14 protein-coding genes are annotated in these 11,889 nt (G+C 61.4%); 9 read left to right on the top strand and 5 right to left on the bottom strand.

Features of this window, described 5'->3' with window-relative positions; genetic code table 11:
- Window positions 1-122: 122 nt before the first annotated feature.
- Window positions 123-623 carry an InvB/SpaK family type III secretion system chaperone gene (locus QUG01_RS00070; protein WP_500828318.1) on the bottom strand — a complete coding sequence of 167 codons (501 nt, stop codon included), beginning with the start codon at window positions 621-623 and terminating at the stop codon, window positions 123-125.
- Between the two features lie 330 nt (window positions 624-953).
- On the opposite strand from QUG01_RS00070, the gene QUG01_RS00065 reads away from it, so the two are divergent.
- The 8 genes from QUG01_RS00065 to QUG01_RS00030 all read left to right on the top strand — a co-directional run bounded on the left by QUG01_RS00065 (window position 954) and on the right by QUG01_RS00030 (window position 6,976).
- On the top strand, window positions 954-2,657 hold the full coding sequence (locus QUG01_RS00065; protein WP_500828317.1) for a HilA/EilA family virulence transcriptional regulator: 1,704 nt from the start codon (window positions 954-956) through the stop codon (window positions 2,655-2,657).
- 83 nt (window positions 2,658-2,740) lie between these two features.
- Window positions 2,741-3,925, top strand: coding sequence for a PrgH/EprH family type III secretion apparatus protein (locus QUG01_RS00060; protein WP_500828316.1), 1,185 nt, complete (start codon window positions 2,741-2,743; stop codon window positions 3,923-3,925).
- A 15-nt stretch (window positions 3,926-3,940) separates the two neighbouring features.
- The gene (gene sctF / locus QUG01_RS00055) at window positions 3,941-4,171 is read left to right on the top strand and encodes a type III secretion system needle filament subunit SctF (RefSeq protein WP_500828315.1); all 231 of its coding nucleotides are present in this window, start codon (window positions 3,941-3,943) and stop codon (window positions 4,169-4,171) included.
- Window positions 4,172-4,216: 45 nt separating this feature from the next.
- Complete coding sequence (gene sctI / locus QUG01_RS00050) at window positions 4,217-4,510, top strand: type III secretion system inner rod subunit SctI (RefSeq protein WP_500828314.1); 294 nt, start codon at window positions 4,217-4,219, stop codon at window positions 4,508-4,510.
- Entirely contained in the window at window positions 4,507-5,238 is a 732-nt protein-coding gene (locus QUG01_RS00045) for an EscJ/YscJ/HrcJ family type III secretion inner membrane ring protein (RefSeq protein ID WP_500828313.1), read from the top strand. Before sctI ends, QUG01_RS00045 begins: the two co-directional genes overlap by 4 nt.
- A 58-nt stretch (window positions 5,239-5,296) precedes the next feature.
- A complete protein-coding gene (locus tag QUG01_RS00040; protein WP_500828312.1) occupies window positions 5,297-5,839 on the top strand; it encodes a type III secretion apparatus protein OrgA/MxiK in 543 nt (180 codons plus the stop codon).
- Window positions 5,814-6,515, top strand: coding sequence for a hypothetical protein (locus QUG01_RS00035; RefSeq protein WP_500828311.1), 702 nt, complete (start codon window positions 5,814-5,816; stop codon window positions 6,513-6,515). Before QUG01_RS00040 ends, QUG01_RS00035 begins: the two co-directional genes overlap by 26 nt.
- Entirely contained in the window at window positions 6,509-6,976 is a 468-nt protein-coding gene (locus QUG01_RS00030; protein WP_500828310.1) for a hypothetical protein, read from the top strand. Before QUG01_RS00035 ends, QUG01_RS00030 begins: the two co-directional genes overlap by 7 nt.
- Window positions 6,977-7,039: 63 nt before the next feature.
- Here QUG01_RS00030 and QUG01_RS00025 read toward each other — a convergent pair whose 3' ends face one another.
- The 4 genes from QUG01_RS00025 to QUG01_RS00010 all read right to left on the bottom strand — a co-directional run bounded on the left by QUG01_RS00025 (window position 7,040) and on the right by QUG01_RS00010 (window position 10,677).
- The gene (locus tag QUG01_RS00025; protein ID WP_500828309.1) at window positions 7,040-8,692 is read right to left on the bottom strand and encodes an ArdC-like ssDNA-binding domain-containing protein; all 1,653 of its coding nucleotides are present in this window, start codon (window positions 8,690-8,692) and stop codon (window positions 7,040-7,042) included.
- A complete protein-coding gene (locus tag QUG01_RS00020) occupies window positions 8,692-9,081 on the bottom strand; it encodes a hypothetical protein (protein WP_500828308.1) in 390 nt (129 codons plus the stop codon). Before QUG01_RS00020 ends, QUG01_RS00025 begins: the two co-directional genes overlap by 1 nt.
- A 74-nt stretch (window positions 9,082-9,155) precedes the next feature.
- Window positions 9,156-9,917, bottom strand: coding sequence for a bactofilin family protein (locus QUG01_RS00015; RefSeq protein WP_500828307.1), 762 nt, complete (start codon window positions 9,915-9,917; stop codon window positions 9,156-9,158).
- 52 nt (window positions 9,918-9,969) lie between these two features.
- On the bottom strand, window positions 9,970-10,677 hold the full coding sequence (locus QUG01_RS00010; RefSeq protein WP_500828306.1) for a hypothetical protein: 708 nt from the start codon (window positions 10,675-10,677) through the stop codon (window positions 9,970-9,972).
- A 178-nt stretch (window positions 10,678-10,855) separates the two neighbouring features.
- Here QUG01_RS00010 and QUG01_RS00005 point away from each other — a divergent pair, with 178 nt between their 5' ends.
- A complete protein-coding gene (locus QUG01_RS00005; protein ID WP_500828305.1) occupies window positions 10,856-11,788 on the top strand; it encodes a prepilin peptidase in 933 nt (310 codons plus the stop codon).
- Window positions 11,789-11,889: the final 101 nt, after the last annotated feature.

Genomic DNA, 11,889 nt, shown 5'->3' with positions numbered 1-11,889 from the left:
ACCTAAAAACTAGGCACAATCAAAAACTAAAACATTCTCTATAAAAATACCGCTGACACAGCAACACCCAATACACAACTCACCGGATTAATTACCTATTCTATATAAAAGTTAAATCAACCCTAACAAATCACTCCACATAAACCTCTCAACCTTTCATAAAAACTCTCCAGCAGCACACCTAAACCACCTCCATCTCCACATGACAAACACCTTAAATTCACCAGTGCCTTCAACTCATATCCATTATTTCCTCTGCCAAATGTAAGCTGGCCACACTCAACATTATCTAACGGTTCCATTAGCACCATTAAAATACCATAAGCATTACTTAATATTATATTTTCACTCACCCCTGAAAAGTTACTCCACACCCACAGGCGGTCGTCGGAAACAGAAATCAGTACATCCGGCACTCCCTCAAAACTTAGCGCCACTGATAAATCATGATCAAACTCAATCAATAGTTTTTCATTAACACCCAATTGCAAAAGAGTTTCCTTTACCAGTTCGCCCAAGCTGCATGCTACTTGGCCTGAAAAAGATAATGGATTCATTGCATTCTGAATCATATTCTCAACCCCAATTAATAATAAGTAGAATGACATCAACAGCACTGACATGCAAATACCACTAACTGCTAATTTTCCAAATTAAACTATCCACCAATTAGAACACTTTAAAGACATTGCATGGCCACCGATACAAATCACACCAGGCAGGTAGATCCCACTATTTTTTTCAGATACAACTAGGACTCAGCATAAGCAATAACTCACTTTTTTACTTACAAAAACCGCTCATTTTTCGCCCGCCCACCCACATCTTGCCTCCTTGCAAATTTCAGATTGCCAACCTAGCCCATACATCATATCATGTTCACTAAAGTATGTATTATATCAAACATTACATCACCGCATTCACGTGCGGAATATCCGTGACTGGGGAGCAAGATGGTGAACAAGGACGGCTTCATCCACCGGCAATTCGTCTTCGGCGACTTCATCCTGCACTTCGACGGCAGGCTGACGCACAGCGGCCAGCCTGTCGGCGTGCCGCCCAAGGAGCTGGCGGTGTTGACCGCGCTGTTGGAAGCGGCGGGCGAGCTGGTCAGCAAGGACGCGCTGCTGGAGCGCGCCTGGCCAGGCGGCGAGGTGAATGAAGAATCGCTGACTCGCTGCATTTGCGCGCTGCGCCGCATCCTGCTGGAGAACAAGGAGCAGCGCTACATCGACACCGTATACGGCAAGGGCTACCGCTTTTGCCGGCCGGTGGCGGTGGTGGCGCGCCAAGGGGAGGCGGCAAGCTCCGCATCGGTGGCGGTGCTGCCGTTCCGGGCCGAGGGCCAGCTGGATACGCAGGCGCTGCATGGCGCGCTGGTGCAGAATCTGGTTCGCTACCTGCCGTTCGGCTTGCGGGTCTTGCCCGCCACGCTCACGCGCGACTGCCAAAGCCTGAGCGACCTCAAGCTGCTGATGGAGCAGCTCTCCCCCGACTACTACTTGGCCGGCCAGGCGCAAGGCGAAGGCGAAGCCGCCGTGCTGCGGGTGGAATTGATCCGTTCGCCTGGGCATCAGCTGGTGCATCACGAAAGCATCGCCCTGGCTGGTTTGCACCCCGCCGCGCTGCAAGCGCGGCTGAGCGACCTGCTGGCGCGGCAAATCGCCGGCCAACGCGGAGATCAGGCCCGCGAGCTGGATTCGCTCAGTTCCGCCACTCCCTATCTCAACGCCATGCGCGAGCTGCAACAACACACGCCTTCCAGCCTGCGCCGCGCGCTGTCGCAACTGCACCAGTGCGTGGAGCGCGCACCAGGCCACGCGCCATCCTGGCGCGCTTTGGCCGAGTGCTATCTGGCGCTGGCGCAACTCAGCCTATTCGATCAGGAGCAGGCCTTGCGCCAGGCCAAGGCGGCGGTGGACAAAGCGGTGGAGCTGGATGCCGCCCATCCGCAAACCCTGGGTTTGCTGGCGCTGCTGGGCAGCCTGCGCGGCGAATACGCGTTGGCCGACGCGCTGCTGGAACAGGCCAGGCTATTGGCTCCGCAATCGGTGGAGCTGCATTACTATCGCGCCTGGCATTTATTCCTGACCGGCCGGCTAGAACTCGCGCAAGGCGCGCTGGACGCCTGCCTGACGCGCGATCCTTCCCGCATCGCGCCTGGCATTTTGAAGCTGTGGCTGACCTTCTACCAAAACCGCATCGACGAAGCGGTGACGCTGGGACACAGCCAATTGCGCCGCTATGGCCAGCAGCATCCCGTGCTGCAAAACCTGCTGGCGCTGATGCTGTCGCAACAGCAGCGCCATGACGAAGCGCAGGAGCTGGTTCGCCAAGTGCAAGAAGCCGGCGAAGAAGACGGGCTGCTGGAAATCAATCGCCGCTGCGTGGAATACGCTCGCTCGGGCGACGGCGCGCGGCTGTCCGCGCCGCAAATCGACAGCCGCCAAGTGCGGGCCAGCCTGCTCCCGCTAGTGCTGGCGCGAGAAGGCCGCGAATCCGCCATCGTCTTGTTGCGCCAGTTGCAAGACGGCGGCTATCCCTGGCTGGCGGCCTGGCGGCACGATCCGCGGCTGGCCGAGCTGTTCAACGACCCGGCCATGGCGGCGGCGGAGTGGCGGATGCCGGACGATTATGATCAAGCCAGCGGCTTTTAATCGGTTTTCCATCAGGAATCCTAAGCGCCGCGCGCATACAGTGCTTTCCATGAACCCAAGCAGCCAGGCCTGAGCCCCCCCCCATGTCCGCCGAGAATCCACATAGCCTAGACAGCGCCGGCTTGACGCTGCGGCTGCTCAATGGCCCCTTGCGCGGCTGTGAATTTGAGCTGCCTGCCGGCAAGACGCTGTTTCTGGTCGGCGCCGATCAGGCCCTGGCCGATCCGCGCCAGCTGCCGGAGCTGCCCGCCGACGCGATCTATCTGCCCTGGCAAGAAGGCGGCGTGAATTTCGAAATCCTGGTCGGCGAAACCATCAGGCTGCGCGAACTGGGCCAGGACGGAGCGAACGAGCGCGAAGCCACGCTCAACCAGCGCATCCGCATCGGCAGCCTGGAGCTGGCTTTGCGCGCCGAGCATATGGACTGGTCGCCGGAGGTTTTGCGCCAGCCGCAAAACGGAGCGGAGCCAGCGCCCGCTCGCCCGCGCCGAGCCGGACTGCGCGCATGGGCCTGGCTGGCGCTGCTGCCGGCGATCGGCGGACTGGCATGGCTGGCGCTGGATTACCAGGCTTCGCAAAACTTGCCGCAACTCCAGGCGGAACAACTGTCGGCGCTGCTAGGCGGCGACAGCGGGCGCTTTGAGGTGATGCAAGGGCATGACGGCCTGCTGTATGTCGCTACCCAGAACGAAAGAGACCGCGCCTGGGCCAGGCAGGCGGCGTTGCGCGCCGATTTCCCCAATCCTCCACAGGTGATACTGGCCGGACTGGAAAACGAAAGACTGAGCCGCTGGCTGGCAGCCAGCTATCCCGGCTTGGCGTATTTCAGGCTGCAGTTGCGTGATCCGCGCCACCCCAGCCTGTGGATCAGCCGGCAACGCGCCGCGCTGCAGGCGCCGGACAAGCTGCGGCTTCGCGCCCAGCTGGCGGAGCAACTGCCTTACGCGGAAAAAGTTGAAATCATCGATATGGACGACAACGAGGCCGCCAAACAGGCCGAGGCCGGCTTGGCCAGCCTGGCGCTGCCCTTCCGCCGCCAGAATCAAGCGGACAGCATCACCTTCATCATTTCCGGCGAACTGGAAGACGGCGCGCTGCAAGGACTGCGCCAATTCATTGATGGCTACACCCGGCAGTGGGGCAGCCGTTACGCGCAGTTCGCTATCGAATTGAAAGATGACAAGCTCAAGGGCAAGTCCTTTCTGTACGGCGACCAAGGCTACGTCAAGCAAGACGCTGGCCATTGGGTTTTTCCAAAACAGTTTTAAACCAAAGGAGCAATCATGGCTGATGCTTTTTATATCACAAAGCAATCCAAAGATTTTGATACCACTGCGTTACATGCCGCGGTAGAAACTTCGCTGGCGGATCTGATCAAGAATCCGTCCGACCCTACCAAACTCGCCACGTATCAAAGCACGCTGTCGGAATACAACCTGTACCGCAACGCCCAATCCAACGTGGTGAAGTCCTTCAAGGACATCGATGCGGCCATCATCCAGAACTTCCGCTAACCATAAGGGCCGGCAATGCGCCGGCCCTCCAAAAGGAGACGCATCATGCTTCCCGTTTCAGGCATCGCCGCCACGCAAGCGCGCGACATCAGCGCCAGCCTGCAACAGCCGGTTTCCTTGGAAGACCGGCTGGTGCGCGCCTTCGCCGAATCCGCATCCGCCGCCGATGTGGAAAAAGAACAGATCATGCAAAAGGTCGAACAGGCCAAGTCGCTGTCCAACCCAGCCGAGCTGTATCAATTGCAGGTCCGCACCTCCAACTACAACCTGGAAGTGTCCATGCTCAGCACCCTGGCGCGCAAAGGCGTGGCGGTGGTGGAAAGCCTGCTGCGGGCATGAAGCCATCGATCCTCAAGGCCGCCGCGCTGGCGCTACTGCTTTGCGCCTGCCAGCAAAAGGAATTGCTCAAGAGCCTGGATCAGCAGCAGGCCAACGAGGTGATCGCCGTGCTGCAAAGGCACAATATCGAGGCGGACAAACAGGACAAGGGCAAGGGCGGCTACAGCATCATGGTGGCACCGCCGGATTTCGCCGCCGCGGTGGATTGGCTGAAAACCTACAACCTGCCCTCGCGGCCGCGGATGGAGGTGTCGCAAATGTTCCCCGCCGACGCGCTGGTTTCCTCGCCGCGGGCGGAAAAGGCGCGGCTGTACTCGGCCATAGAGCAAAGGTTGGAGCAGTCGCTGCAAACCCTGGACGGGGTGCTGTCTGCCCGCGTCCACATCAGCTATGACCTGGAGGCCGGCGAGAATGGCCGCCCCGCACCACCCGTGCATATCTCGGTGTTGGCCATATACGACCGCGACGCCGACCCCGCGCCGATGATCAACGACATCAAGCGTTTTCTGAAGAACAGCTTCGCCGAAGTGGAGTACGACAATATCTCAGTCGTACTCTCGCGCCGAGAAGAGGCCCAGCAGCAGCCGGCCGTCGCGCCACCATCCAATCGTTCGCCCGGCCAGCCCGCTTTGATTGCCGGACTGAGCCTGGCCGCCCTGATCGCCGTCGTTGCGGCCTGGTTCTGGCTACAACGGCAACGCCCCAGACATAGGCAGACACATGGTTAAACGCCGGCTTGGCGCCGATCCAGCTGCGGACGAGATGAAACCCGAATGGAGGGCCATCTTGTTTGACCCGCTATCCTATATCGCCCCCCAGCGACTGCCATGGACGCCATCCCTTGCCAACCCAGCTGCTCGCGGCATCGTCAATGACTTGCTGATCGCAGCTTACGAACTGGATACCTGTTGGGGCGTCAACGAGATGAGCGGGGTCGCGCGGCAATTTCTGCGCCACTGGCAGCGCTTGCCGCAAGCCGCCTATCTGATGGGTTGTCAAGCCTTGCGCGCCGAGTTGTTGCGGCAGGGGGCCATCTTGCGACTGCCCGGCTGGGCGCAAGCGTTTGTCCGGCTACCGCTGCAAACCGCCCACAATGCTCCGTCTACCCGGCGCGTCAACCACCGGGACCTGTCATGCGCCGGCTACCATCAATTGCTGCGCTGGCGCACTCTGCTTCCGCTGGCCTTGACGCAGCGCCTACCGCTGTTGTTTCCGCCCATGGTCGATGACCTTGAAACGGCGGCCGGGCAGCCCGACGCTCTGCTATTGACTTTGGCCTTGCAACAGGCCGGGAGACACCCTTTTGCCCCGCCCAGCGACCCCGATTGAAAACGCGCTGATCCGCCAATCCGATCTCAAGCAACTGCGCCGTTGCGACAATCTGGAAAAAACGGCGCGGCGACGCGCGCGGCAGATTGTAGACGCGGCTCTGCGTGAGGCCGAGACATTGCAAAGCCATGCCTGGCAAGCCGGTTACGAAGCAGGCATGCTGCGCGCGCTGGACCAGGTGGCGGCGCAGCTGGGCGACTATCAAAGCCAGGCGGCGCGCTGGCAGGCGCAACTCTCGGCCGAGGCCCGCGACATGCTGACCGCGGCGGTGAATCACCCAGACACCTTGCTATTGCTGCTGGATGAATGGCTGCAAAGCCAGAATGGCTCAGCGCAAGAAGCGGTTTTGCATTTGTTGCTGCCCAGACGTGCCAAAGGACGGCAAGCCGAGCTGATGGCTCTGTTGTCCGACAATTGGCACGGCGCGATTCAGATCGATTATCACGATGATGAGCGCTTCATCATGCGCTGCGCCGATCAGGCAGCCGAATTTTCGCCAGAGCAATTCGTCGAGCCGGCCAGCCAGCTTCTGCGGCAACGCCTCCACACGCTGTCCCGAGACTGCGCCGGCCTCTCCGCAGCGGCGCTCAGGCAGCTCCAGCAACAACTCGACGCCAGGCTGCAAGCCTTCTCGCAGGCTGCCGACAACGATCATCAGGAATCGGAATCATGCTGACCACCCAAGCCGCCGGCGGATTGCCGGCCGGGCTCGCGCCCTCCTCCATGGAGCCTGTCGTGTCTCTTCAGCACAGGCTCTCCGGCGCCGCCGCGGCAGTCAACGACCCAAGCGCCCAAGACAAGACCGAAGCCTTGCTTTCGCCTTTCTTGGACGCCTTGCGCCAATCTCCAGTATTGGCGAACCCGAAGGGACAGCCGCTGCAAGCGCGGGCCAATGCGGTTTCCAATTTGCTGCGCCAATGCCGCGCCGCGCCGGATCAGCCCCCCGCCTGCGCGACCGTGGAACAGCAACAGGCATTGTTGCGGCGGGCATTGCAACAGACCTCCCTAGAAGACCCGCTGCGAGCACCCTTGAATACCGCCTTGATGAATGCGGTCAACCTGCAGTTCCAATTGAAGCAATGGATGCAGGATGTCATGCTTTCAGACGGCACGCCGCCGGAAATGCAGGACTGGTGACCGCAACGGCGGCCATGCAAAAGGGAAGGCCTGAGCCTTCCCTTTTGCATCTGCATCATCGCTTTAGGTCTGCGCCGCCCTCTCGATGACCGCCTCGATGTGGTCATAGAAGTTTTCCCGACGAAAAAGCTGTCGACGGCCGCACTCAAGCCGCAACAGCCAATCGCCCTCCGGCAAGCGCGCCTCTATCCAGCCCTCTCCCGAAGCCAGGCGCAGCCTGTCCCCCACCGCGGGCGCGTAACCCGCCAATGGCGCATAGTAGGCGGCATAGCCGCCAACGATATCGCAGTCCGCCTCAATGGCGGCGCGCATCTCCAGACCCCAACCCGCCGATGCGGCTGCTTGAAGAAATCGCTGGGCATCTTCGCCGATCAGATACACTCGCTCCGGCCCCATGCGGCAGCGCCCGTCCTCGATGCCCTCGCTCAGGCCAGATGCGACCAGGTCGCCATGCGCCACCGCCAGCCATTCGCCATTCGCGTCGCGCAGCGGCTGCAAGTCGATCCGCCGCGTTTCGCCGCACAGGGCCTGCCCGTGCCCGCGCGGCATATCGATGGCCCCCTCCGCCAAGCGTTGCCTCCGACTCGCCTCGTCCCGCGCTAGCCAGTCCTCCACGCGCAAGGCTTCGCTCCGCAAAAAAAACAGGAACGCGCTTTTCGCGTCGGCCGCTTGGCCATCCAGCGCGCCGGAATCTATCGACTGGGCGGCCCATGCTGCAAAGTCTCGGTGAATCGCCTCGTTGGTTTGCGGCAAAACGCCCTGGCAACCATATGCCGCGGCCAGCGCATGTTCCAGCTCAGCCGGACTGAGCAAGGACACCTCCAGCTTCAGGGCCGCGCGAGCCGCGAGCTGAGCCTGGGTCGCCAATTCGCCCGCCGCGCCGTCCCGCAGCAAGCCGCTTTTCATCCGCGCGTCCGCAATCTTCTGCCTGCCCGACCAAGTTGCGGAGGCCGTCCTTACCGCAGACAAGACCTCTTCCGCCATCCGCGCGGCGCGCAAGGCCTGCCGCGGCTCCTCGGCCAACTCTCTTTGCCACGCCGCCAGTTCCGCGCGCCAGGGCAAATCCACTCCGCCCTCGACTTCCAACATGTCCAAAAGCAAAAACGCGGCGATGGCGGTGCTTGCCGCCATCATCGATGGGCTGGCGGACAACCCTATGCCGCAGGCCGCCAAGCCCGCCAGCCGGTACGCCTGCGCGCCGACGCCATCCTCCCCAGATGCATCTCCGGCCTCCATAACCCGCCCGGCCTCAGTGAAACGCTCCTCGCATTCCCGCCTGACGACATCCAGCAATAGCGAAGGATTATCCTGTCTCTTCGCCGCGCATTCCTGCCGAGGCAAGCCGAGCACATCCGCGGCCTGGAAGATGGAACAGCCCTTTATCGCATAGGCGGCAGGCTCCGCGCCGCCGGAAACCCGCTTGGCGAACAGCGCCAGACCGGCTTTCGCGCCCGGCGCCAGACTCATGCCGCGCGCCTCTATCTGGCTAAGCGTCAGCCAACGCGAATCGCCGCCGTCTGGCGGCGCGGCGAGCGACAGCATCAGGTGGTTGATCCCACGGTAAAGCGCGCCGGATACCGGGTTGAAATGCCGGACTGCGCCGCGGCCCGGCCTGCAAAATCTCGCCATCCCCTCGGAAGAGAGCTCGATGCGTGCCGCTATCTTGTCCGCCGCTTCGCGCGCATAGTCGCGCATTCTCCACGCTTGCTTCTCCATCACAAGCGCTCCGGCTGATACAGCGCACAAATAGCGCGATGCCAATCGTCGGCTCGGCGCCCGCTCATCGAGGCCAACGTTTCCAGTCCGGCAAGATAGTCGACGGCTATCTGCGCGAATACGGCATCCTCGCCCGATTCGGCCGCCCCGGCCGCGGCCAAGTCTTCCATGCCGCGCGGGTCGAGCTCGACCTCATAATCCTCCGCCAGCAGCAACAGCATGCCCATCCTCTCTACAGCCCGCGACAAGAAGGGCACATGCGACCAGCGCGCATCCTCTTCGTCGCTCTCCGGCGATTCGGCCTCCGCCGCCAGGCCCAGTTGCTCCCGCTCCGCCTCCGAGAAGGCATCGGCAGGCGCTCTTAGCGGAAATCCCTCATCCAGCATCATGCCATCCATGTCAAACCATATTGAACATCACAAGCCCCCTTTCGTCCTGGCCATCAGAACCAGGCCGCAGGAGATTACGCGCTGGCGGCGACGGGACGCAGTGGCGGCGACGCTTCGCGCCCCATCTCCAGGCCCCGGTACAAACTTTCGATATCCAGGCCCGACGAAGTCGGCGCCATGGCCGCTATCCTGGCCAGCGGCGACACGGCCGAAGCGGCGGCCAGCTCTTCCCGCTCCAGCGACAGCACCGGTATGGCATCCGTCGCGCCGCCCAGCGCGTCCATGCTCAACGTATCCGCGGGATGGGGCGGCATATCCAGCATGGCGATCTGCTCCACTCGCCGAACCATGCCGGACAAGGTCGAACCAATGTCTTGCCTCAGGGTGTGGCGATAATTGACGGTTCCGCTCACCTGCGCGGTCGGCATCAGCAGCACATGATCGGCGTAAATGTCCCCATCCAGATTGCCCGCCACCACCACCACCCGCGCGTGCAAATTGCCATCCACATCGCCGCCCTGGCTGACAATCACGATAGGATCGCCGCCCTCCACCGCGCCATTCGGCATCAGATTGCCGATGACGCGGCCTGAAATTTTGACGCCCCGCCCGATATAGATATCGCCATGGATCTCCATATCTATCTCGATCAAGGAGCGGATCTGCTCACGGGTGATGGTGGGCGAGCTTGCTCTCAGCGTTTCGCTGATGGCGTCTTCCGCCGAGCTGCGCGTCGGCGCGGCCGGAAGCGTTGGCGCGGCCTCCACCGGCTGCGGAGTTTTTAGTTTGCTGGCGGCGTCGTCGCCCAGCAGCATTTTCGCGAAAAATTTGCGCATGATATGTCCTTATTGATGCCAGTCGCCTGGCGCACGCTTCGCCAATCGCAGGCTAGAGACCCGCCTTGTAGCTGCCTCTATCCGTTTCAATCAATTGCGCCTGCTGATCGATTCTCTGAATGACCTCGCTCCCTCTGAACCGGTCGCCCACGCGCAGCTCAACCATCTCGCCGCCGGCCTTTCTCACCCAGACCGAGGTCGAAGACATGCCCACCACTTTGCCGGCGTCATGCGCGGCTTGCGGTTTGGGCGTGCGCGCCTGCGCATGGCCGCGTCCGGACAATGTCTTGATTTCCTGTTCTAGCTTGGCCACCCTATCCTCCAGCCGCGCCATATCCGCCACGGGTTTCAGCGCCGGCCGGGAAATGGCGACAGGCGCTTGCGTCGCGGCCAGGCTTTGCGGAGCCGAAGCCGAAGCCATAACCGGCTTCGCGCTCACTCCGGCATTGGCCGGGCGCAGTTGCAGCGCGGGCGCGGCGGCCGGCATGGATGCCTGAGGCGCAGGGCCGCGCTTGTCCGGCGCTATAGAGACAAGCGGCTTTGCCTCGGCCTCAACGGGGAGCGGCGGATACCCGGAAAATTTTTGCCATAGAAACAGACCGGCAGCCGCCAGCGACAGCCAGGCGATCAGGACCAGCAAAACCATCTTGCGGTAATCTCGCGCAGGCCGGCGCGGCTCAGCCTGCTTGCCCGCACGCTCTTCGACATGGCCGCCAGCCTCAACCATGGGCGGCTCCAGCGCATCGCCCTCCAGCGCCAAACTTTCCGCCTCGCCAAAATCCTGACCCTTCCGCATCGCAAGCACCCATTCATCATTCCGATGAAATTATGTTATATTAAGATACATACTTAATCAAACATTTTGCAAAACGTGGCGAACTCAACGCTTGATAATCCGTCTTTCGCGCCAAGCTCAGCCACTCCCGGATGGGGAACCCATGAATCATGCTTTGAGAAATTTCTCCTGCCTGTCCCTGCTCATTGTCGCGCTGCTGGCCGCATTCTCCTGGCTGGGCCTGCATGGCGCGCCGGCCGGCAAGAGCGCTGCCGCGCTGTTGCTGCTAGGCCTGGCCATGGGCAGTTTTTTAAATGTGCTGGTTCATAGACTGCCGCTGATGCTGACCCAAAAATGGCGGCAAGAGTGCGCCGCTTATATGGGCGCGGCATCCCCCGCCATGCCCGAACTCAACCTGCGCCGCCCGCGCTCCCACTGCCCGGCTTGCCTCACCCCTTTGCGCGCCTGGCAGCTCATCCCCCTGTTGAGCTACTTGCTGCTGCGCGGCAAATGCGCCGATTGCGGCGCGAGGATCAGCCTGCGCTACCCGCTTGTGGAAACCGCCTTCGGCTTGGCATCCGCCTGGATAGGCTGGCGCCATGGACTGGACAGCCGAGCGCTGGCCGAAATGACTTTCCTGTTTCTGCTGGCCGCCCTCGCGCTCATCGACCTTGACGCTCAGCTGCTGCCGGACGTTTTGACTCAAGCGCTGCTTTGGCTGGGCTTGGCATTCAATATGTCGGAGCGGTTCACGACGCTGCCGGACGCCGTCATCGGCGCCATGGCCGGCTACCTGGCCATGCGGGCGATTGCGGCTCTATTTTTGATTTGCACAGGAAAGGATGGCCTGGGCAGGGGGGATTGGAAATTAATGGCGGGAATGGGCGCCTGGCTGGGATGGCAGGCCATACCGTTGATCATCGCCATCGGCGCTGTCGGCAGCGCCATCTTCGGCGGCCTGAAAATTCATTTGAAGCGCATCGATGGCAGCCAGCCGCAGGCATTCGGCCCCTATCTTATCGCCGCGGGCCTGGTCGCCCACTGGAAGGGAAAGGAAATCATCGCTTGGTATCTGGGGCTGGCCATGTCTTTTTGACCCTGCCCCTTCCGCCAAATAAAAGGCTATGTCCCAATTGTAAGTTGGTAGCCTCGCCCCACCGCTTCCTGCAAACAATGCACAGGTTGTATCTGCTGATG

This window comes from Chromobacterium sp. CCUG 76385 (assembly GCF_059916625.1).
The sequence above is the reverse complement of the archived record's forward strand: the minus strand, read 5'-3'. Positions and strand labels throughout refer to the sequence as shown.

Bases quoted from the DNA above. Each gene is read 5' to 3' on its own strand.
- QUG01_RS00015 (WP_500828307.1), bottom strand. From the start codon at position 9,917: ATGCGCAAATTTTTCGCGAAAATGCTGCTGGGCGACGACGCCGCCAGC.
- QUG01_RS00065 (WP_500828317.1), top strand. From the start codon at position 954: ATGGTGAACAAGGACGGCTTCATCCACCGGCAATTCGTCTTCGGCGAC.
- sctI (WP_500828314.1), top strand. From the start codon at position 4,217: ATGCTTCCCGTTTCAGGCATCGCCGCCACGCAAGCGCGCGACATCAGC.
- QUG01_RS00060 (WP_500828316.1), top strand. From the start codon at position 2,741: ATGTCCGCCGAGAATCCACATAGCCTAGACAGCGCCGGCTTGACGCTG.
- QUG01_RS00045 (WP_500828313.1), top strand. From the start codon at position 4,507: ATGAAGCCATCGATCCTCAAGGCCGCCGCGCTGGCGCTACTGCTTTGC.
- QUG01_RS00005 (WP_500828305.1), top strand. From the start codon at position 10,856: ATGAATCATGCTTTGAGAAATTTCTCCTGCCTGTCCCTGCTCATTGTC.
- QUG01_RS00070 (WP_500828318.1), bottom strand. From the start codon at position 623: ATGTCAGTGCTGTTGATGTCATTCTACTTATTATTAATTGGGGTTGAG.
- QUG01_RS00020 (WP_500828308.1), bottom strand. From the start codon at position 9,081: ATGATGCTGGATGAGGGATTTCCGCTAAGAGCGCCTGCCGATGCCTTC.
- QUG01_RS00025 (WP_500828309.1), bottom strand. From the start codon at position 8,692: ATGGAGAAGCAAGCGTGGAGAATGCGCGACTATGCGCGCGAAGCGGCG.
- QUG01_RS00030 (WP_500828310.1), top strand. From the start codon at position 6,509: ATGCTGACCACCCAAGCCGCCGGCGGATTGCCGGCCGGGCTCGCGCCC.
- sctF (WP_500828315.1), top strand. From the start codon at position 3,941: ATGGCTGATGCTTTTTATATCACAAAGCAATCCAAAGATTTTGATACC.